General features: G+C 59.3%; 23 protein-coding genes. 16 read left to right on the forward strand and 7 right to left on the reverse strand.

The window, feature by feature from the left end:
- The first annotated feature begins 228 nt into the window (after positions 1 to 228).
- The 3 genes from ACP26L_RS09505 (at position 229) to ACP26L_RS09515 (ending at position 3,680) form a co-directional block, all read left to right on the forward strand.
- Positions 229 to 1,392: a polysaccharide deacetylase family protein gene (locus ACP26L_RS09505; RefSeq protein WP_426452275.1), complete on the forward strand. Its 1,164-nt coding sequence runs from the start codon at positions 229 to 231 to the stop codon at positions 1,390 to 1,392.
- Positions 1,393 to 1,580: 188 nt separating this feature from the next.
- The gene (gene racE, locus ACP26L_RS09510) at positions 1,581 to 2,390 is read left to right on the forward strand and encodes a glutamate racemase (protein ID WP_426452277.1); all 810 of its coding nucleotides are present in this window, start codon (positions 1,581 to 1,583) and stop codon (positions 2,388 to 2,390) included.
- Positions 2,391 to 2,477: 87 nt separating this feature from the next.
- Complete coding sequence (locus ACP26L_RS09515) at positions 2,478 to 3,680, forward strand: M14 family zinc carboxypeptidase (protein ID WP_426452279.1); 1,203 nt, start codon at positions 2,478 to 2,480, stop codon at positions 3,678 to 3,680.
- A gap of 104 nt (positions 3,681 to 3,784) precedes the next feature.
- Here the strand turns inward: ACP26L_RS09515 and ACP26L_RS09520 are convergent, their stop codons facing one another.
- Complete coding sequence (locus ACP26L_RS09520) at positions 3,785 to 4,795, reverse strand: glycoside hydrolase family 130 protein (protein WP_426452281.1); 1,011 nt, start codon at positions 4,793 to 4,795, stop codon at positions 3,785 to 3,787.
- Positions 4,796 to 4,927: 132 nt separating this feature from the next.
- On the opposite strand from ACP26L_RS09520, the gene ACP26L_RS09525 reads away from it, so the two are divergent.
- Positions 4,928 to 5,812, forward strand: a complete 885-nt coding sequence (locus ACP26L_RS09525) for an AraC family transcriptional regulator (protein WP_426452283.1) — start codon at positions 4,928 to 4,930, stop codon at positions 5,810 to 5,812.
- Positions 5,813 to 5,958: 146 nt separating this feature from the next.
- Positions 5,959 to 6,186, forward strand: coding sequence for a hypothetical protein (locus tag ACP26L_RS09530; RefSeq protein ID WP_426452285.1), 228 nt, complete (start codon positions 5,959 to 5,961; stop codon positions 6,184 to 6,186).
- Between the two features lie 273 nt (positions 6,187 to 6,459).
- Here the strand turns inward: ACP26L_RS09530 and ytvI are convergent, their stop codons facing one another.
- Positions 6,460 to 7,569: a sporulation integral membrane protein YtvI gene (gene ytvI / locus ACP26L_RS09535; RefSeq protein WP_426452286.1), complete on the reverse strand. Its 1,110-nt coding sequence runs from the start codon at positions 7,567 to 7,569 to the stop codon at positions 6,460 to 6,462.
- A 32-nt stretch (positions 7,570 to 7,601) separates the two neighbouring features.
- Positions 7,602 to 7,967 carry a winged helix-turn-helix transcriptional regulator gene (locus tag ACP26L_RS09540; RefSeq protein ID WP_426452288.1) on the reverse strand — a complete coding sequence of 122 codons (366 nt, stop codon included), beginning with the start codon at positions 7,965 to 7,967 and terminating at the stop codon, positions 7,602 to 7,604.
- 263 nt (positions 7,968 to 8,230) lie between these two features.
- Here ACP26L_RS09540 and ACP26L_RS09545 point away from each other — a divergent pair, with 263 nt between their 5' ends.
- From ACP26L_RS09545 to ACP26L_RS09585, 9 genes are all read left to right on the forward strand, one after another.
- A complete protein-coding gene (locus ACP26L_RS09545; protein ID WP_013915288.1) occupies positions 8,231 to 8,533 on the forward strand; it encodes a HesB/IscA family protein in 303 nt (100 codons plus the stop codon).
- Positions 8,534 to 8,568: 35 nt separating this feature from the next.
- Positions 8,569 to 8,796: a DUF1450 domain-containing protein gene (locus ACP26L_RS09550; protein WP_013915289.1), complete on the forward strand. Its 228-nt coding sequence runs from the start codon at positions 8,569 to 8,571 to the stop codon at positions 8,794 to 8,796.
- A 228-nt stretch (positions 8,797 to 9,024) separates the two neighbouring features.
- On the forward strand, positions 9,025 to 10,512 hold the full coding sequence (locus tag ACP26L_RS09555) for an esterase-like activity of phytase family protein (RefSeq protein WP_426452290.1): 1,488 nt from the start codon (positions 9,025 to 9,027) through the stop codon (positions 10,510 to 10,512).
- Between the two features lie 237 nt (positions 10,513 to 10,749).
- Complete coding sequence (locus ACP26L_RS09560; protein WP_426452292.1) at positions 10,750 to 10,914, forward strand: hypothetical protein; 165 nt, start codon at positions 10,750 to 10,752, stop codon at positions 10,912 to 10,914.
- On the forward strand, positions 10,915 to 11,235 hold the full coding sequence (locus tag ACP26L_RS09565; RefSeq protein ID WP_426452294.1) for a hypothetical protein: 321 nt from the start codon (positions 10,915 to 10,917) through the stop codon (positions 11,233 to 11,235).
- 249 nt (positions 11,236 to 11,484) lie between these two features.
- On the forward strand, positions 11,485 to 11,931 hold the full coding sequence (locus ACP26L_RS09570; protein ID WP_426452295.1) for a DMP19 family protein: 447 nt from the start codon (positions 11,485 to 11,487) through the stop codon (positions 11,929 to 11,931).
- A 21-nt stretch (positions 11,932 to 11,952) separates the two neighbouring features.
- Complete coding sequence (locus ACP26L_RS09575; RefSeq protein WP_426452297.1) at positions 11,953 to 13,167, forward strand: hypothetical protein; 1,215 nt, start codon at positions 11,953 to 11,955, stop codon at positions 13,165 to 13,167.
- Between the two features lie 41 nt (positions 13,168 to 13,208).
- Positions 13,209 to 13,751, forward strand: coding sequence for a hypothetical protein (locus ACP26L_RS09580; protein ID WP_426452298.1), 543 nt, complete (start codon positions 13,209 to 13,211; stop codon positions 13,749 to 13,751).
- Between the two features lie 221 nt (positions 13,752 to 13,972).
- Complete coding sequence (locus tag ACP26L_RS09585; protein WP_426452299.1) at positions 13,973 to 14,785, forward strand: DUF2935 domain-containing protein; 813 nt, start codon at positions 13,973 to 13,975, stop codon at positions 14,783 to 14,785.
- Between the two features lie 327 nt (positions 14,786 to 15,112).
- Here ACP26L_RS09585 and ACP26L_RS09590 read toward each other — a convergent pair whose 3' ends face one another.
- On the reverse strand, positions 15,113 to 16,291 hold the full coding sequence (locus tag ACP26L_RS09590; protein ID WP_426452300.1) for a THUMP domain-containing class I SAM-dependent RNA methyltransferase: 1,179 nt from the start codon (positions 16,289 to 16,291) through the stop codon (positions 15,113 to 15,115).
- A 148-nt stretch (positions 16,292 to 16,439) separates the two neighbouring features.
- Between ACP26L_RS09590 and ACP26L_RS09595 the strand changes: the two genes are divergently transcribed.
- Both ACP26L_RS09595 and ACP26L_RS09600 read left to right on the forward strand, forming a co-directional pair.
- Positions 16,440 to 17,087, forward strand: coding sequence for an O-methyltransferase (locus tag ACP26L_RS09595; RefSeq protein ID WP_426454874.1), 648 nt, complete (start codon positions 16,440 to 16,442; stop codon positions 17,085 to 17,087).
- A 131-nt stretch (positions 17,088 to 17,218) separates the two neighbouring features.
- Positions 17,219 to 17,719, forward strand: a complete 501-nt coding sequence (locus tag ACP26L_RS09600; protein ID WP_426452301.1) for a DinB family protein — start codon at positions 17,219 to 17,221, stop codon at positions 17,717 to 17,719.
- Positions 17,720 to 17,854: 135 nt separating this feature from the next.
- Here ACP26L_RS09600 and ACP26L_RS09605 read toward each other — a convergent pair whose 3' ends face one another.
- The 3 genes from ACP26L_RS09605 to ACP26L_RS09615 form a co-directional block, all read right to left on the reverse strand.
- Complete coding sequence (locus ACP26L_RS09605; protein ID WP_426452302.1) at positions 17,855 to 18,007, reverse strand: hypothetical protein; 153 nt, start codon at positions 18,005 to 18,007, stop codon at positions 17,855 to 17,857.
- A 95-nt stretch (positions 18,008 to 18,102) separates the two neighbouring features.
- The gene (locus tag ACP26L_RS09610) at positions 18,103 to 19,332 is read right to left on the reverse strand and encodes an MFS transporter (RefSeq protein WP_426452304.1); all 1,230 of its coding nucleotides are present in this window, start codon (positions 19,330 to 19,332) and stop codon (positions 18,103 to 18,105) included.
- Between the two features lie 172 nt (positions 19,333 to 19,504).
- The gene (locus ACP26L_RS09615; RefSeq protein ID WP_426452306.1) at positions 19,505 to 20,254 is read right to left on the reverse strand and encodes a metallophosphoesterase family protein; all 750 of its coding nucleotides are present in this window, start codon (positions 20,252 to 20,254) and stop codon (positions 19,505 to 19,507) included.
- Between the last annotated feature and the right edge of the window lie 242 nt (positions 20,255 to 20,496).

Below are 20,496 nucleotides of genomic sequence, written 5' to 3' on the forward strand. Positions count from 1 at the left end.
GATTGATCCTGCCGGCGGTCTGGAACCGACCCATTGTTCAAATACAGCCGTTCTCTCTGCATCCTTATGGGATGTGGGAGGACGGCTGTTTGTGTGCGGGCAGCCACCCGGCTTGCCCTGCCTCGATTGCCAGATGCAGGAAGGCTTTGGTACAATGGACGCGAACGTCAATTCGCTCTTCCGGTGACGAACGGCGAATGTCAGCATCATGGATAAAGGAGAGCTGAGATGAATCCTACCGCCAGAATGATCATGCTGACCGCAGCGCTCGGGGCCCTGCTCGCAGGGTGCAGCGTCAAAGTAGAGGATGCCGCACAGCCGGAGCCCGCCAAGACACCGATCGCTGCGGGGGAGACCGCCCAAGAAGGGAACCAGCCGAAGGAGGCGAAGCAGCCATCGGCCAAGGAAACGGCGCCGCAGCCTGCAGAAGAGGCCAAGCCGGCCGCCAACGCCAAGAGCGGCACGGGTGCGGCCCAGCCCCAGCCGAAGGACGCCGCCGCAGGCGCCGATGGAGCCGCCGCGTCCGCATCCAAGCCGGCGGACAACGGCGGCGCGAAGCCTGCCGATGCCGGCAAAACCGCCGCAGCCGCCAAGTCCGCGGACGGCGAGAAGAGCACTTCGCCCGCTCCGCGCAATCCGGCGGCTGCGGCAGTGGGAAGCGCAGCTGCGAAGCCGGCGCCCGCCCAGGGAACCGGAGACCGCAAGGCGCTCTCGTGGTATTACATGAAGAAGTCGAAGGGCCAGGTACCGAGCTTCCCGGGGGAGACGAAGACGTATCCCGAAGGGACCAAGGCGCTGTGGGTCGGCACCGGCAAGAAGGTGTACCTGACGATCGACACCGGAGGCCCGCTCGGCGACACAAAACTGCTGCTGAAGTCGCTGCGGGATAACAAGGCCAAGGCGAACTTTTTTATCGCAGGATATAATGTGAAGAAAGATCCGGACTTCGTGCGCCAGCTCGTGAAAGACGGCCACCTGGTGGCCAACCACACGATGACGCATACCGATATGAACGAACAGACCGACGAGCAGATCGTAAAGGAAATCCGGGATTACGAGAAGCTGTACAAGGAAGTGACGGGGGAGAACATCCAGCCCTACTTCCGCTTTCCTTACGGCCGGTATAACATGCATATCCTGAAGACCGTCTCGGACATGGGCTATACCTCGGTGTTCTGGTCCACCGCGATGCGGGACTGGGAGCCGCGCAAGAACGGTGCGGAGGATCCGTATAACGACATTATGAATAATTTGCATGACGGCAACATCATCCTGATGCACCAGGGCTCGCCGGAGAATATCCAGGCGCTCGACCGCATTATCAAAGAGGTGCGGGGGGCCGGCTACGAGTTCGCACTGCTGACCGACATCAAACCGCCTGCTTCCCCATAATCCGCGTCATCGTCTTCTCATCCCGCTGTCAGCCGCAGCGGGTTTTCATTTGTGCCGGGCTTTGGTACTATGAATAAGCCTGAGGCGGACAACCGCGCAGGTTTGGTACCTTTCTTCCTCTCCTCTCATAAACTAAGGAGAATTCACCGAAGGTTATCACACTCCAAGATAAAGGAAGCGAAACCCACGTGCAGCAAGCGATTGCCATATTGGATTCAGGGGTCGGCGGTTTGACCGTTGCGAAGGAAGTCATGCGGCAGCTCCCCCAAGAAAAAATCATCTATTTCGGCGATACGGCGCGAACGCCTTATGGTCCGAGAGATGCCGAGGAAGTGGCCCGCTTCACGCATCAAATTGTCGATTATCTGCTGCAGTTCAGGCCCAAAATGATCGTGATTGCCTGCAATACGGCAACCGCCGTCGCTCTGGAGGAGATTCGCGCCCGGGTTCCCATTCCGGTCATCGGGGTGATCCATCCCGGCGCTAGGGCGGCCATTAAGACAACACGAAATCAAATGGTGGGGGTCATCGGGACGGAAGGAACGATCCGAAGCCATGCTTACGAACAGGCGCTGCGCCAGATCGCACCGCAGATCGAAGTCGTGAGCCGGGCTTGTCCGTCCTTTGTGCCGCTCGTCGAGAAGGGCGAGTTTCGCACGGAGCACACGCGCCGTGTTGTCGAAGACTCGCTGAGAGAGCTGCGCCGCATTCCTATGGACTGCCTCATTCTTGGCTGCACCCATTATCCCTTCCTGACCGAGGTGATCGGGGAAGTGATGGGGCCGGAGGTGACCCTGATCTCTTCGGCGGACGAGACGGCCAGAGAAATCAGTACGATACTCTATCATAAAGGCCTGCTGGCCAGTACGGGGTCCATTCCTGTGCACCAGTTCTTTTGCAGCGGGGATCCACGGATGTTTAAATCCATTGCGCAGACTTGGCTGAACGAACAAATCCGGGTGACGCCGGTCGTCTGGCGCGTGCCGAATATTATTTGACCGGAGCGCATACACATTAGGAAGCCATGACACCTGGCAGGCTTGTCAAATGACCGCCGGTATTCGGCGGTGCAGGAGGGCTGCAGCATGACGTTTCCTTATGTGGTGCGGCGCGGAGATACGCTTGGGCGGATCTCCGCGAGGTACGGGACAGACCCGGCCTCGCTCTGCGGGGCGAACCCGCAGCTTGGCGAGGGGGGAACGCTGTCCCCGGGCCAAGTGATCCAAATTCCCATCCGCCCGTTGAACCGGTACTCGGTTCAGGCGGGAGATACGTTTGCCGCCGTGGCGGCCCGCTTCCGGCTGACGGTGGAGGAGCTTACGGCCTCCAATCCGGAGGTGGACCCCCGGCGGCTGCGGATCGGACAAACACTGATTATTCCCTATGCGGGGCCTGTATCCGTAGTGGACTGCACAAGACCTTACGGTTATACGGAGTTGATGGAAGACCTGTCGCACCTTGGCAGGCTGTATCCTTTCCTTGAGATCACTTCGCTCGGCGCCAGCGTGATGGGCCGGGACATTCCGCTGGTGCGGGTGGGCCGGGGGCCGAGGGAAGTGCATTATAACGCTTCGTTCCATGGCAACGAATGGATCACCTCCCTGCTGCTCATGCGCTTCCTGGAGGCGTATGCGGGAGCTTATGAGAATTCTCTGCCGCTGCTGGGGCGGGATATGCGGCAGCTGTTCGAAGCCACGACCCTGTGGCTTGTCCCCATGGTTAACCCGGACGGCGTGGAGCTCGTGCTGCGCGGAGCTCCGCCGGAGCATCCTTACCACAGCGAGCTGCTGAAGAGCAATGGCGGCTCCTGCGACTTCTCGGGCTGGAAGGCCAATATCCGCGGAGTCGATCTCAACGATCAGTTCCCGGCCCACTGGGAGGAGGAGCGCGACCGGCGTGCCGTGCCCGGCCCCGGCCCGCGGGATTACACGGGAGGGGCACCGCTGACGGAGCCGGAGGCGGCGGCCATGGCCGCGTTCACACGCAGCCGGCCGCTGGCCCTGGTGATGGCCTTCCACACGCAGGGCCGGGAGCTCTACTGGAATTACCGCGGCCTGGAGCCGCCGGAGGCCGAAGCGCTTGCGGAACGGCTCGCGCTTTGCAGCGGTTACCGTGCGGTGAAGCTGACCGGCAGCGATGCCGGCTACAAGGACTGGTTCATCCAGGAGTTCCGCAGGCCCGGCTTCACGATCGAAGCGGGCTTCGGCGTGAACCCGCTTCCGCTGTCCCAATTCCCGCGCATTTACGACGAGCTGCTGCCGCTCATGCTGGAAGGCTTGAGGCTGTAGGCCTTGTCATGGCAGCGAAGTGAGCCGCCTTTCCCTGTCAGGGGAAGGCGGCTCACTGTGTTTTTATCCTTGCTGTAATAAAATACAAATATGAATAAGAGAAGCTACCCCTTCGGCCCCCCCTCAAGGCAGAGCTTCACCAGGTCGTCGACGTGGGCGGTCGCTACGCACTCCACCGTATCGGCGGCGCCGTAGTAGATCTTGACCTCGCCGTCATCCTCGAGCACCATGCCGCCGGGGAAGATGACCTGGGTGCGGAAGCCCTCTTCCGCCTCATACGGAGCCTCCGGCGCGAGCAGCGGCTCCCGGTACAGCCCGACGACGCGGCTAGGGTCTTCGAGGTCGAGGAGGGCGAGCCCGGCGCAGTACCGCTTCTTCCAGGCGGGTTCCCAGCCGTTCTTTCCCCGGGACGGGTCGATATCCACGCTGTGGATGGCGGTCAGCCAGCCTTTGGCTGTCTTCACCGGCGGTGCTCCGGGGCCGATCTTGTCATTGGCATACGGCAGGTCCTCGACGCCCAGCAGCAGCTTCGCGTTCCCCCAATATTTCAGATCGGGGGAATCGCAGACCCAGATGTCGAACCGGTCTCGGCCCCGGCTGTACACAGGCATGGGACGCTCGAGGCGGACATAACGGCCGCCGATCCGCTCGGGGAAGAGCACCATATTCCGGTTATCCGGCACCGACATGCTCAGCACCTCGAAGCGCTCGAAGTCGTCGGTGACCGCGATGCCTCCCCGGATGCCGTGCTTCGTATCCACCGCGAAGCACATGTAGCAGCGGCCGTCAATGACCGTCAGCCGGGGATCATACGTGCGGATGATCTCCCCGCCCGTCAGGCCGAAGCACGGTCCGGGTCGGATGTCCCAACGGATCCCGTCATCGCTGAAGGCGAGTCCGAGATTCGTCGTATGGCTGGGCAGCAGGGTTTGCGCTTCGGCATCGCCATAATCACAGCGGAATACCATGACATAGCGGCCTTGAAACTTGGTCACGCCGGCATTGAAGACGAGGGCCGGCCCGTAGGGCACATCGGAGGGCTTCAGAACCGGATTGGCCGGGTGGCGCCGCATGATCTTCGCGGAAGTCAGCGGGCCGATCAGGGGGATCGTCATCGGTCGGTCTCCTTTTAGGGGATAGTAAATAGGATACGCTTCCATGATAAAATAGAAGAAGGCACGGACCATCTCAGAATATCTGAAAAAGGTCTCATTCTATCGCGCTGCGCGGAACAGGAGGTGGGGCAGGTGACCGTGTTTCCCGAAAGCAAGCACTTGGCGGATTATCCGTTCATTGAGGCAGGGCTGCCTCTGCACATCTCCCTTAACGAGATCCGGGGCCGCTTCCCGGCTCACCGTCACGACTTCCTGGAGTTCTCCCTGGTGATCGGGGGCGAAGGCACCGAGACGGTCAATGGAAGAACCCATGCGATGGAGCCCGGGGTCTTTACCTTCCTGCTGCCGTATCAGGTGCATGAGCTCTGCGCCCTGCCAGGGGGGAGCCTGCGGCTCTTCAACTGCATGTTCGACCTAAGTCTCCTGCTGCCTGCCTTCCGGGAACAGGATTCGCTGTCGGCCCTGCTGTTCAGTGAAGCGGAGCAGGCTCCCCACGTCAAGCTGAATGGGGAGGAGCGCAGCCGGATGGAAGCGCTGGTGCGGGAGATGCTGGAGGAATACCGGGGCGGCGGTGTAGGGAGAGACTTCCTGCTGAGGCTAAAGCTGGCTGAGGTTCTGCTGCGCCTGCAGCGGGCTCGGGCGGGCAAAGGCGGAGCTCTGCCGGATTCCGCGGGGATGGTGTCCTCGGGCGGCGCGGACGTCTGGCGGGTCATCCACTATATCCATTCGCACTACAGGGAGGAGCTGCAGCTGGGGACCCTGGCGGAGCGGTTCGGCTACCGCCCCTCCCAGCTCAGCGAGGCGATCAAGCGGCAGGCCGGAGTGCCGTTCAGCAAGCTCGTGCAGGAGGTGAGGCTCCGGCATGCCTGCTCGCTGCTGGCTTCCACCGATATGCGGACGCTCGATATTGCGCTGGAGGCCGGGTTCGGTTCCTTCCAGACGTTCAGCCGTGTGTTCCGGGAGCACAAGGGAATGACGCCGGGGGACTACCGCAGGCTGGCGGGGAGGCCGCAGTGAAACGGAATGGGCCCGGGAACGTAATCTGTATCAGGAAGCCTGTTCAAGAACGGGGAGCCTGCTCGGAATACCCGGGGGAGTCCGGTATACTGGAGAGGCTGGAGTCCAAGCGATGAACCAGCCCACAGATCAAGGAGGTTAGTGTGATGTGGAACCGATTGTTATCGATGCGCCGGTGGGGACATGTCTTCCGCCGGATCGTCCCGCTTCTCCGCTCTCCGAGAGTCCCGCTGAGGGAGAAGCTGCTCTTCGCCGTCCCGGTGCTCGTGTACTGGATTGCACCGGATCTGTTGAATTTCCTGCCGGTGGACGATGTGGCCGTTACGCTGCTTCTCATGAACTGGTTCACAGAGCGGGCGGAGCGGTACCTGTAATCTTCTGTGGATGCCCTCGTGCGGCTGTTCGGCGTGCGGACCGAAGGGGACGCGGCGCAATCAGCTCAGAATACACGGCCCCGTTCACGGTAGGCCCCAGCTAGCTGAACGGATAACGGAGGGCAGCTGCTTCCGTGAAAGTGCGTAATGCCGTCTGCGGCCCACGGCCCACGGCCCATCCGAGGAGCCGTAGAGCCGTACATGGTAAATAGGAGGACCCCCTAAAGGTCCTCCTTTTTGTCGTCGCCGCTGGATGCGGCCCATCCTTCTTTTTTACAGCGGGTTCGGGCGTTCCGGCTCGTATTCCTCATCGGGCATGCGGATCCAGCGTTTGAGATAGCCCTGCTCATAGAGGGCTTTGATCAGGATGATGAGCACCGGAGACAGGATCAAGCCCGCCACACCGAAGAGGGAGAGCGAGATGATCATGAACGACAGCATGGTGAAGGCCGAAACGCCGAGCGAATCGCCGGTAATCTTAGGCTCGAGAATCTGCCGGACTCCCACGACGACCAGAAGGAGCACAGCCAGCGAGATGGCGAGTGTCGTCTGCTTCACGATAAGCAGGTAGATGATCCAGGGGATGAAGAGTGTCGCCACGCCGAGCAGCGGGAGCACATCGAAGATGGCCGCAAGCAGTGCCACGGAGAAGGCGTTGTTGACCCCAAGAATGAGCAGGGAGACGAAGATGACCACGAAGGTGATGGTGATGAGTTTCGCCTGCGCTTTCAAGTAGGTTGCGATGCCCATCAGGACGTTTTCCCTCAGAAAGTGGAACACCTTCAGGAAGGTCCTCGGCGTTTTTTCGGCGGCCGCCCGCTTCCATGATTGGATCTCGATGCTGAGGAAGTAGGCGAGTATGATCCCGATGACGAAATTGACAATGAAGGTGGAGAAGGAGGTGAGCATGGTGAACGTGCTTGTCAGGAAGTTCCGGGCAATCTGCGTCACCTTCGTTGTGATCTCGGTCGAGTACTCCTTGACGCGGTTGATGATGTCCTGCGTCGGAAGCGGTCCGAGCCGCTCCTGCAGCTGGTCGGTCCGTTCGATGATCTCCCGTTCCATGACCGCGGCGTACTCCGGCAGCTTGTCCTTCAGGTTGATGATCTGGGAAGTGAATATGGCTCCGATGCCCGTCAGGGCGCTTAAGATCACAAGCACGAAGACCAGCGTGGACAGCGCGGAGGCGATCGATTTCTTCATTCCCTTGCGGTGCAGGGCCCGGGCCAGCGGCTCGATGATGAGATAGATGACGAAGGCCATGAAGATCGGGGTGGCGATCCGGTACATATAGCTGAAGGCGGACATGAACAGGTAGACGGTCAGGACGAGCAGGCCGATGTCGATCGCCGTTTTGTAATATTTGCGGTAAAAAGAGATCATGCGTCTAGGTCACCTCGGATTAGCGGATCGGGTCAGCACCACTTGGCGGCCCACACCTTCATTTCTTTGATCATCTGGTGCAGGTCTTCGCCCTTCGGGGTCAGCGAATATTCGACGGTTACGGGAACGGTCGGATAAGCGGTGCGTTCCAGCACACCGTATTCCTCGAGGTGGCGCAGCGTATCGGTCAGGGATTTGGGGGACACGGATTGAATGGAGCGCTGCAGCTCGCCGAAGCGTTTTTTGCCGCAGAATAATTCACGGATGACCAGAAATGACCACTTGCCTCCGATAACATCCAAGGCCTTTTCAATGGAGCATTCCACGTTCACGGGGCTCTTCGGTATGTAACTGCTGGCTTCTTTGGCGGAAGCCGTTTTACTTTCGTGTAAGGTCATTTCCTCATCAGCCTCACTTTCGCTGGATTGGGGGCAGCCCGTTACCCCGGGGTAAGCAGGTAACCGATCGATACTAATGGCTGGATCCGCCCGTTACTTTCCATAGTAGTTCAGAAGCCTTCAAATGGCAAATAAGGGGGAGCTGGGAAAAAGCGGCGGAAGCCTCCCTTTTGTTTACGCATTCCATAGGACAATGGTTGCTTTCCCGGCACCGATTGCGTACAATGAATTGAAAAACGTACAAGTAGGAGTTGGACCTCATAATGAACGTCAAAATTTCGCGCAACGCCGCTAAAGTGCTTCAGACCGAACTGCAGCAGGAAGAAAATAAAGAACTTAAGCTCCGCGTCTACATCACGCACTCCCACGGCGACCATGCCCACTACGGCATGGCGATGGATACACCGACCGAAGACGACGTAGTCGTATCGACGGACAAGGGCATCGACGTGATCCTGAAGAAGGACGAGCCTCTCCTGGACGGCATCCGGATCGATTATTTTTATGTTCCTGAAGAGGGCTTCGCCGTAACGAATCCGAGCAAAGGCAACCACGGCGACCACTAAGAAGGACCGTGCTTGGAATAGAAAGGAATGCCCGCATGGCCAATGATATCCGGGTTTGCGACAAATGCAAGCACATGCGCATGAAGACCGCGCTTCCGAAGCTGCAGAAGCTGGCGCCGGACGCCGAGATCAAGGTGGGGTGCAAATCCTACTGCGGTCCGTGCTCCCGCTTCGCGTTCATCTTCGTGAACGGCCGGTACGTCACCGGCAAGACCGAGGATGAGGCGATCGAGAAGGCCGCCAAGTATATAAAGAAATCCTGAGCGCATGAACCGTACAGCACCCTACAGGAAGGTCAGCCTTCCGATTCACTGAGCCCCTTTTCCTCCCTGACCGGAGGGAGGGGCCTTTTTGCTTTGTACGGACGGATTGTGAATCTTTATGTTATCTTCATATCCCCTTTACATTGTCGAAACATTGCGGATTTATGCTGGAGTGCAGTGAGTTCGAGCCGTGCGTTCGACAAGTAACCTTGACGGAGGGTCATGAAGATGAAGCAGACAGGAAGCAGAGCAAAATGGATGATGGTGTCGCTCGCAGCGTTATCGCTGCTGGCCGCACAGGGGGCGGATGCGGCGGAGGAGGGGCTGCATGCGGCTGCCGTGAAGTTCGGGATCTGGTCGGGCGGGCAGCAGGTCGCCTTGGAGAAAGACCCGGTCGTCATTGACGGCAGCACCTACGTTCCGCTGCGTTCACTAGGAGAAGCACTGGGCAAGCAGGTGGAGTGGGATGAATGGAACGGCGCCATCCGCTTGAAGGACAAGCCGGAGATCGCGGCGGTACATACGTGGAAGACGCCGGGCACGCTGTCCGGCAAGCTGAAGGAAGGGGGATTCTCGGGCCTCCTGCATCTGCCGGGCGATCCGGAGGACACGTTCTATACGCTGGCGGACCGGGGGCCGAACGGCGAATTCGGCAAGGACAAGCTTCGTACGTTCCCGGATGCCGGTTTTGTGCCGCGGATCTATAAAATGAAGGCATCCGGCGGCGAGATTCAGGTGCTGGAGACCATCAAGCTTCACCTGCCGGCCGGCCATACGGACAAGGTGACGGGATCGGCGGAGATAACGGGGCTGCCTAACGCGGATGGCCCGGACGAAGTGCCGTACGATGTGAGCGGCACGAAGCAGCTGGCCTATGATCCGGACGGGCTCGATCTCGAAGGGATCGCCTACAGCCCGGCGGACGATACGTTCTGGCTGTCCGATGAATACCGCCCTTCGCTCGTGCAGGTGACGCGTGACGGTACGATTCTCGGCCGCTTCGTGCCCGAAGGGATGAAGGCCATGCTCGAAGAGGCGGGGGCACAGACGGAGATCTATGATATTCTTCCTGCCGTATACGCCAAGCGGATTGCGAACCGGGGCTTCGAAGGGGTGAGCATCTCGCCGGACGGCAAGTATCTGTTCACCTCGATCCAGAGCCCGATGGCCGTACCGGACAAGAAAACGGGGGAGGCCTCCCGTGCCCTCCGCATCCTGAAGCTCGAGCTTGCTTCGAAGAAGGTCGTCGGCGAGTACCTCTATGTCGCCGAGAAAGCGGAATCGTTCAAGAATGTCAAACAGAAGGATGTCGTGATCAGCGATCTGTCCGCGCTGAGCTCCAGTGTCGTGCTGGTGGACGAGCGGGACAAGAATGCGGGCGAGGAGGCCCAGATCAAGCGCATTTACCGTGCGGATTTCTCCCAAGCGACGAATCTGCTCGGGACCGAGCACAGCGCGAAGCTGGAGGCCATGAGTCTCTCGGAGATCCGGGAGAAGGGCATCGTGCCTGTGGCCAAGGAGCTCATCGCGGATGTGGCGCAGCTCGGCTATCCGTACGAGAAGCTGGAAGGGCTGGCTGTCGTGGATAAGAACACGCTGGCTGTGGTGAACGACAATGACTTCGGCGTTGCCGGCTACGATGAGCAGGGGAAGCTGCAGGTCAAGGATGTGCCCACGGAACTTTATCTGATCCGTCTGAAGGAAGAACTGCACTAAGAGCGCTTAGCCGATGTGCCGCAGAAGGACCCGTCGCATTAGGGCGGGTTCTTTTTGCTTTTCCCTGAAGGGGGCTCTGCCGCTCCTCTTCCTTGCGCCTGACGTACCGTCCGTATGGGATGGGCCTCATTGTGATGCAAATATGAAAAATTGGGTATTTAGAACTATATACCGGGTGCCCGGTATCTCTTATTCTTAGAGGTGGATTCTTTAGCATAATCAGACAAATTCCGAGTTTTGCTGCCGAAGCGGCCCGAATGGGGCACAGGAACGGTGGAGAGTCCGGCGCCCGAGGGTGTCAGGATCGTCCGGTCCGCCGGCCTGCAGGGACAGATGCCGATAGATCAGGCTCCCGTGCCCAGGGGAGTCCTTTTGAATTTTGGGAGAACGGGCGTTATATGAATGAAGGAGTGGACAGGAATGGTGCAGGAGCAGGGACGCAGCATTATGAGCAGAAAAGGATTTTATACGAAGGTTGGCAAGGACTTTGTGGGTGTGTTTTTGTCCAATGAAGGGCCCAAAATGTTCATTAACCGGGATGTGTACGAACTGACGTCGCCGCATTGGGATGTAGAGATGGTCAAGGGCCGGAGCAGACAGATCATTAATTTCTACTGGCGCGGGGAAGTCAAGCTGTCCGTCCGCTGCGAAGCGAACAACGACGTGTTCCTGCCGCTGTTTGATTATCTGGATTGCCGCGTGAAGACCGCCGCAAGCTCGTAGATTTCGCCGAAGGAATCGGGCTGCCGATCCACCGATAACAAAGCTCATACGTTTCCTCCAAGCCCAGACACACTCTGGGCTTTTGCGCATGTCCTGCTCTCCACTAGAAATTTTTTAAATTGTGGTCCGCGAAATGAATAATTTACAATATAAGCAGCTGCCCATAAATCCGGGCTCGCAAAAGGCGGCGGCGAGGATCGCTATGAAGAGATTTGCTATAAAGGCTTCGGCATGAAGGAGGAGTATAACTTGAGTACTATGGATATCCGTGACATATGGGGCGATTTTGCCGAAGCCTTTGTGCAGAAAAAGAATGCTTCGGGCTGGGACACACTTACCCCGCAGGAACAAGAGATTGCCGCCCTGTGGATCTTGGAAGCCGATGTATATAACGGAGGGTTTCTGCAGTTTTTTTGCAATGGGGGAGAAGAAGCATATATCTGCGCGGTACGGGCATTACAAGCCATCGGAGCGGTCCATGCGCTCGATGTTGTCCAATCCGGATATGCCTGTATCGAGCATTTATCGGATGACCACCGCCTCACCCAACTCTGGGATATTCCAAAATTTCTTACCGAGAAAGAGACGGAAATGCTGGATAAGCTTGATCAGAGATTCTGGGAAGATCAGGATCGCATTGTGGAAATGGCCCATCGATATTATGTGGAGCAGCTGGGAATATCCTCTCCTTCCTAAGCACCAAGGGCAGCAGAAAGGATGACGGAAGTGCCAAATGATAACCATGCTCGCCCTCCTGCTTCTGTTAGTGAAGCCGGTCGTTATCCCATCGACCTGACGGGGCCTCACAGCCATACTCTTGTCATTGAGCCCGGTGTGGGCAGCCTATCCATCGGACCGCCGCACTTGGGGAAAAAAGCGGACCTTCACGTCGCGCCCGACGCACGCATCGATTGGACCGCATTAGATGCCTTTCTCACGCCGTCGGGCTCGCCCTGGCCGCGATATGTGCACTATACAGGCAGTGACGCGGGCTTCCTGGAATGGGCACGGAAGCGGCCCATTGAAGAGATGACGTGGACTCCTGTCCTGTCTGCGGATACGGTGGCGGACGCCAGCCAATCCATTTTGCATGGCTTGCATATCAATCTGGGCCATTCCGGAGGGCGTCTGTGCTTACAGCTTCCGAAGAGGCCCTTTCGCCTGAACGTGTCCGGCGATCTATCCCGCTTCTCGGCCACCGGTGGTATGCCGTCTTCTCTGACACTAGCGCCGCGCACCAGCCGACGCAAGACGGATCCTCCTTTAAGGCTGCCCGATCTAAGTGAATTGCACCAGGTGACGAGCCTGACGCTGCATAACGCGCCGCTGGGACAGCCCATCTCCCTGGACTGCCTGGACCGGTTCCCAAACCTTACCTCACTGAGTTTGTGGGGGAACTTCTGCGATATAGGCTTGTTGGCTCATCAAGCCCGGTTAACGAATCTGGAGCTGCGCTTCATGCCGGATCTGGAGGACTTGCCGCCCTTGAACGCGTGGCCGCTGCTTGACCGATTGATTGCATACAATGTGGAAGAGACCGCGGGCAAGCGCCTTAAGCAGCAAATGAAAACACGCGCTAAAACCCGCCCGTGGACCGACCATGCAGCAGTGAGCCAATTGCGAAAGCCCGAGTGGTGGACGACCGAATTTGGCCGCCCGTTCTCGTCCTGGCCCAAACGTCTGGCCAAGCTGGCTAACGAAGCCTACAACGTGGCTCAAGCCGCCTTGGCACAGGCCCGCAGCTTTTCCGATGCCGAGGCAGCTATTACCGCTTTCACCATGCACTTCAATACCCTCAAAGGCATCGAAACCACCGAGAGAGAGGACCTCGGCGAAGCAGTATGGCAGCTCAGCCAGTCCGATCACATGATTGGCGAGCCCATAACAGAGGAGATGGCTCAAGGCTGGTTCGATGCAGCGCGCAATTACTGATGAAGTAATGAGATCATGAACGGGTAAAGGAGGAGATGGAAATGAACCTTTTGGCCCAAACGACAAACCGTGTTCCATGGCAGCGGCTGACTACCGCCTACGGAAGAGGGACTGACATTCCGCAGCTCATGGAGATGGGGCAGTATGAGGAAATCGCCAATCGAATCGAGCACCAAAGCACCTTGTGGCAGGCGACGCCATGGGCTCTGCTCATTCTCCTGCAGGAACTTGCCAAACAGAAACCGGATAAGGTCTCTTCGAAGGAGGTTCAGTTGTACTTGTCTGTAGCTGCAGCTATAACCGTGGATCCAATCGATTCGCAAGATACGGTTGGAACGATGAACGAGCTCCTGGATGAAAAGTACTTATGGCCGGAGGACGAGGACGAAGATGAACTGCTGTGGGAAGAAGAGGAGCCGCCGGGTTATGACAAAAAGGCATTTCTCAGCTATTATTCCTTCAGTTATTTGCTGCTAAAGGAGGCCATGCCTATCTTCACCGCGATAATGAACGATAACGATAAGCTCGCTCCGGCGATTCGGGAGCTGCTGCTTCTGCTCAAACCGGCAGGTGACGGCGAGTAGGGGCCGTTCTGAAAAGATGACACATAAAATGAAGAATGATCGCGATTAGCCACACACTATGATAAATTGGCCTGGTCTGGACATTTAGGGCTTTTTTTGACCCTGGCATCGATTATGGTGCAGCCTGCTCAGGTTTCCTCCAAGCCCAGACACACTCTGGGCTTTTGTGCATATCATGCTTCTGACTAATACACTCCATGTGGAGGGGAGCGGAGGCTGGTATGAAAGGGAGCGGATTCGTAAGATCGGCGCTCTTCGAGCACCGGTTCTGGCTGCAGGTGCTGGGGGACCATGCCCGGTTCATCAAGGGAGGGCTGTCGGCAGACGAGAAGGTGGAGCTCGAGCGGGCGGAGGGATTCATCCGCCTGATGGATGATCTGCTGGCACAGGCCCGCGGGCAGCTGGCCGAAGATGCGCTGCTGGAGCTGACGCGGGAGGCGGGCCGGGCGGCACAGGAGCTGAGGGCGTTCAAGCTGCACCTGCTGGAGCGGCATTTGACGGGCCGGATCGGCCTGAGCCTCACGCCGTCTTTTTTGAACCACATGGTCAACGAGATGGAGGAGTACCTGCGGGTGCTGAGCTATTTGTCTGCCGGCCGCCCGGCTCCCGTGTGGGGAGAGCTGCACCATCACCTCGTCTGGCTGCAGGATGCCTATGGGCACGTCTCCTCCATCGCCGGCGAGATGGATATGGCGGAGACGAAGCTGATCGACATGGCCAAGACGTTCGACAAGCACTTTCGCGATTATTACTTGAAGGCCGTAGAGCTGGCGGGCTATATGCGCACCCGGCTCAAGGAGTTCCCGGCGCTGGCCCGGCTCAACAAGGAAGTGGAGCTTGAGATGGTGCTCTTCCGGCAGTTCCTCAGCGAGCTGGAGGAGATGCGGCTGAGCAAGGAAGCGCTCGGCACGCTCACGCCCCTCATGGCCGACCACATGGCCCGGGAAGAGTGCTACTACCTCGTCAAGCTGTCGGAGACCGCGGAAGTGAAGCCGCCGGGCTGCGACCCGACGAAGGAGCGGACTGAGGGGTAGGCGGGCGTAACGGCTTGCCCAGCGAAGCAGCTCGTTTTTGAAAGCGACCTTTATGCGAAGCATAACGGAGCGCAAAAATGAATCTGCGAGCATTGTACGCAAGGATGCTCAGCGAAGCAGTTCGTTTTTGGAAGCGACCTTTATGCGAAGCATAACGGAGCGCAAAAACGAAGCTGCAAGCATTGTACGCAAGGATGCTCAGCGAAGCAGTTCATTTTTGGAAGCGACCTTTATGCGAAGCATAACGGAGCGCAAAAATGAATCTGCGAGCATCCGAATCTGCGAGCATCCGATGCTGCGAGCAAATAAACAGCCCTGAGCGTGAAATCACGCTTCAGGGCTTTTGCTGCCGCTTTCCTTGCGCCAGCCGTAAAGGCCGCCGGGGGCGAAGTACTGGTACAGGTTGCACTCGATCCGGCCGTTGAACAGCTTGCGCTTCTTGTCCGACGGGCGGCCCATGTAGTGCTCGAGCTGCTTGCCCGGTGAGAGGATGAACGCCGACCAGGTCGGCAGCTGCGCGTAGATCGAGCCGAACTGGCGCACGGCCCGTTCGGCTTCGCTGCGGTCGCCGAGCCGCTCGCCGTACGGCGGGTTCGTGATGATTGCGCCGTAGTCGCCGCGGGTCTGGATCTTCGACACCGGCAGCACCTCCAGGCGCAGCTCCTTCGCCAGGCCTGCAGCCTTGGCGGAGGCCTCGGCGACCTTCACCGCCTCCGGGTCGATATCCGAGCCCGTGATCTGCATCGGCACGTCGTCCTTCACGAGGTCATACGCTTCGTCACGCGCCTGCTCCCACAGCTCCTGTGGGATGACCGGCCAGCCTTCGCTGTTGAACGTGCGGCGCAGGCCCGGGGCGATGTTCCAGCCGATCATCGCGGCCTCCACCGGGATCGTGCCCGACCCGCAGAACGGGTCGTAGAGCGGACGCTCCGGCTGCCAGCGGCTGAGCAGCACCATGGCTGCGGCCATCGTCTCCTTCAGCGGGGCTTCGGTCACGAGCTTGCGGTAGCCGCGCTTGTGCAGGCCGGGACCGGTCGTGTCGAGCGTAATCGTCGCGATGTCGTTCAGCAGGGCCACCTCGATGACATAGCGGCCGCCGGTTTCGCGGAACCACTCGGTACCGTACTGCTGCTTCATTTTCTCCACGACGGCCTTCTTCACGATCCCCTGACAGGCGGGAACGCTCGAGAGCTGGGACTTGTGCGAGCGCCCTTCGACCGGGAACTCGGCGTCCTCGGGAATCCAGTCCGGCCAAGGCAGGGCCTTCACGCTTTCGAACAGATCGTCGAAGGTGCGGGCCTCGAACTGACCCATCTTCACGAGCACGCGGTCGGCCGTCCGCAGCCACAGGTTGGCCCGGGCAATGGCCAGCAGGTCGCCCTTGAAGGTGACCCGCCCGTTCTCCGTGGTCACCTGATCGTAACCGAGCTCCCGCACCTCGCGGGCTACAACCGCTTCGAGCCCCATGGGGGCCGTGGCGATCAGTTCTATCGTATCCATGGACATGGTGTTGTTTCACTCCGTCATATCAGTCTGGTTGATCTCCTGGGACAAAAGCCATACAATACTCTAGTATAGGAGATTGGGCAAAATTATACAAACGCCGCACCGCAATAAATCGGGAGCCGGCGGCGGGACCAAAGGAGATGGCGCGATGACGGCGGAGTGGACGGCCGAACAATATATGGAATCCCTGTACGGGGAGGACGCGCAGCTGAAGCGGGTGAAGGAAGGAATCGCGGCCAGCGGGATGCGCGACATTTCGATTGAACCGGGCTATGGCCGGCTGCTGACCCTGCTGGTCGGCATCACGGGGGCCAAACAGGTAATGGAGATCGGCGCGCTGGGCGGGTACAGCGGCATGTGCCTCGTACGGGGACTGCCGAAGGAAGGCCGGCTGGTTTCGCTGGAGCTGAATCCGGAGTTTGCGGCGGTGGCGCGCAGACATCTGGAGGAGGCGGGGTACGGGGACCAGGTCGAATACCGGATCGGCGAAGCCCTGGACAGCCTGAAGAAGCTGGAGGAGGAAGGACGCAGGTTCGACCTGTTCTTCATCGACGCGGACAAGGGGAATTATCCGAATTACCTGGAATGGGCGATCCGGCTTGCTAATCCGGGGGCGCTCATCGTGGGGGACAACCTGCTCATGCGCGGGAAGACGACGAATCCCGAGGAGAAAGGCAACGGCGTGACCCGCATGCGGGAGTTCAACCGGATGATCGCACAGGACCCGCGGCTGGAGGGCGTTCTGCTGCCGGCTTACGACGGGCTGGCCCTGGCACGGGTGAAGGAACGGGAGTAAAGTAAACCGCCGTCCGCCCTTGGCAGCAGCGCTGCGGCAGTGCTATTCAGGCATACAAGCATACACAGCCGTTCTCGATCCGTCAGGCTTGGCGGGCAGGGAACGGTTTTTTTATTTTTTTTACAAAGCCCATGTATACGACCATTCCAAGCTTCATCACCGATTATGAGAACGAGTCCCGGAGTACCCTGAAGCTGCTCGACACCTTAACCGACGCCTCGCTGTCTCAGGAAGTCGCACCCGGCTTCCGGACTCTTGGTCCTCTGGCCTGGCATCTGGTTCACAAAGACCACGGACTGCTGACAGGGGCGGGACTCTCCTTCAAGGCCCCGGCGGCGGAAAGTGAGACGCCGGCGTCCGCCGTTTCCATTGCGGAGGCTTACCGCGCGGTGACACAGTCGATCTTGAGCGCGGTGTGTGGGCATTGGAGCGACGAGGCGCTCGAAGAGACGGTCCAGATGTTCGGCCAGACCTGGACCAAAGGGCAGACGCTGTCTATTTTCGTGAAGCACGAAATCCACCACCGCGGTCAATTGACGATCCTGATGCGCCAGGCCGGCCTGCCCGTTGCAGGCATGTACGGACCGTCCAAGGAAGAATGGTCGGCGATAGGGATGGACACTCCGGTTTGATCCGTTCAGGGAAGATGGGAGCCAAGCTCTTTCCGATATCCTGTGATTCTCCAATAACGAAAGACCCGCAGGACGAAGTGCCTTTGGAGGCGCTCGGTCGTGCGGGTCTTTTGGCTTACCTAATGTAGATACAGGCTACCGCTTCTCCCTTTCATACAAGAATGCGGTTAGAAGCAGGGCGAAGATAAACACGAGAATATACTTGGCCCATCCCCATGACAGGTAATCGAGTAACGCAATCAGAGCCGTGACGGCACTGGCCGTGATCAGGGCTTTATCTCCCCGCATACGCCGGGTCCCTCCTTTACTCTTCTGCTACGAAAAAAGATGACCCCTGAATATAGCGTCAGAAGTCATCTTGGATGCTTGGCTATGCCGCGAGCTTAAGGGGAGGCCGGCGCCTCCCCGGAAGAACCTTTGCCCGGCAGGCGGCTGAGCAGGGACTTGTATACCCATATCGCATTCACGAACAGCAGCACCGCCGAGATCAAGAACAGCTGCTGGATCGTGACATACCCCGATACGAAGCCGCCGACGACCGGCCCGAGCATGTTGCCGAGGCTGAGGGCGCTCGAGTTGAAGGAGTACGAGCGGCTCTCCATCCCGCCCGGCGTATACTTGCGGATCAGGCTGTTCACGGTCGGCAGCAGGCCGCCAAGGAAGATGCCGAGGAAGAACCGGGCGGCGAACAGCTGCCAGACGTTCTGGACGAACGCCTGCGGAACGGAAGCGATCGACGCGCCGATGAGACAGATGGCCAGGATTTTCTCCGGTCCGATCTTATCGGACCACTTCCCGAGCAGCGGCGAGGCGATCATGTTCGAGAAGCCGGTAATCGAGCCGACCAGCCCGGCATAGAACGCCAGCATCTCTCCCGGTCCATGCAGCTTCTGCACGAACAGAGGCAGCAGAGGCAGCACGCTGAGAAGCGAGAACTGGATCAGGAACGTGACCGCATACAGCGAAGGAAGCTGGGGAATGCCCCTGAGCTGCTTGAAGGCGGCTGCCATGGACTGCTTGGCCTTTTTGGCCGCGGCGCTGCTGTCAAACGTCTCCTTAACCAGAAACGTCGCCAGGAGCGATGCCACGAAGAGCAGCCCCCCCGTAATATAAAAGATGTACCGGAAGCCGATCCACTCGGCGAGCAGTCCGCCGAACAGCGGCCCGAGAATCGAGCCGGCCACCGCACCCGACTGCAGTGTGCCCATGGCGAAGCCCATCCGCTCGCGGGGAGCTGTAGCGGACATCAGCGCCACCCCGGCCGGTATGAAGCCGGAGATCGTGCCGTTGACCAGGCGCAGCAGCAGCAGGTGCCACGGCCCCGTGGCGAAGCCCATCAGGGTCATGACGACCGCCATGCCGAAGCCGGAGCGCAGCAGCATCACCTTGCGTCCGTAGCGGTCCGCGAGGCCGCCCCAGAGGGGCTGGAACACGAAGGAGGTCACGAAGTTGCCCGCAAAAATAATCCCCGACCACGTGGCAAGGGCATGCGGCTCCGTCACTCCGAGCTCTTGAAGATATAAAGGGAGAAAAGGAACAATCATGGTCATGCCCGACATGACCAAAAATTGTCCGAACCATAGTACGGTGAGATTCGTTTTCCATCCGGGCAACGTGTATCGCCTCTTTCCTGCGGTTCCCGTGCCGGTGCGGTCTGCCTTTGGGGCAGGGCCGCAGGCCGGGGTTCATGGTGCGTTCCAGCGCGGGGACCGGTCCGGCCGCCGATCCGCGGTCCGAAGGGGGTACCCGGGTCCCAAGCGTAAGCTTAGCTTAGTAGATTTCCCCTCACCGCTCGAGTCCCGTACGCATCTCATACTGGAAGCGGTCGAGCTGGGGGAGGCCTGCGCGCTCGGCGATGGCCACGACCCGTTCGATATCATAAGGCACTCGCACCATCTGAACCGAGAACGGTCCGGCCTCCGCCGAGCCTTCGATCCCCTCGAGGATGGCATAGCTCGCCTGGGGGAGCCCGTCATAAGGGGCGCCGACCGCGCCGGTGTTGAAGAGCAGCAGCCCTTGGCGGCTCCCTGATTTCAGCGTCTGCAGGTAAGGGACATGAATGTCGCCGTAGCCTACGACATCAGGAGCGGCTTCACTTCCGAGGAAGCCTCCCGTGCTCTCCGTGTTCTCGAACATGGCGAGCCGCTCTTTTTTCTCGGATTTGCGGTATACCCGGTGATAGACGCTCTTCGCCGAAGCGTGAACGAGCCGGATGCGCCGGCCGCTCAGCAGCAGGTCCGCCGAGAACGGCAGACTGCCGAGGTACCGCAGCTGCTCCGAGCTCAGACGTTCCTGCTGCCATACCCCGGCCTCTTTCTCCTGCGGAGTGCCGATCCCATGGTCCCAGTTGCCCTGCACGACCTGCTCGCAGAGCTCGCGGACCCGTTCCACGGCCTCGGCCGGCTGGGGCCCTTTGCCCACGAGATCGCCAAGACAGAAGATGCGCCGGATTCCCCGGGAGCGAATATCCCGGGCTGCCGCTTCGAGGGCGGGAAGATTGCCGTGGATATCCGAGATGACAGCGATGCGTTCCATGCGGCCTCCCCCTTCTTTATTACGATTGTCTCCCATTATATCACAAGGTGGGATGGAGTCTAAAATGAAGGGGGACAGCGGAAACGGCTGGTCTGCGGGCACACACGGCACCCATACAGCGGCAGATTGCCGATAAAATTTGGAATAAAGGCCCATGACCGGGATGGCACGTTCTGGTATAATGGGAACACGAAAAACGGCTCCCGCAGCCGATGCAGCGCAGCAGGACTGGGTAAAGGAGT

Source organism: Paenibacillus sp. S-38, assembly GCF_049942825.1.
In the GTDB taxonomy this organism is placed as follows: domain Bacteria; phylum Bacillota; class Bacilli; order Paenibacillales; family NBRC-103111; genus Paenibacillus_G.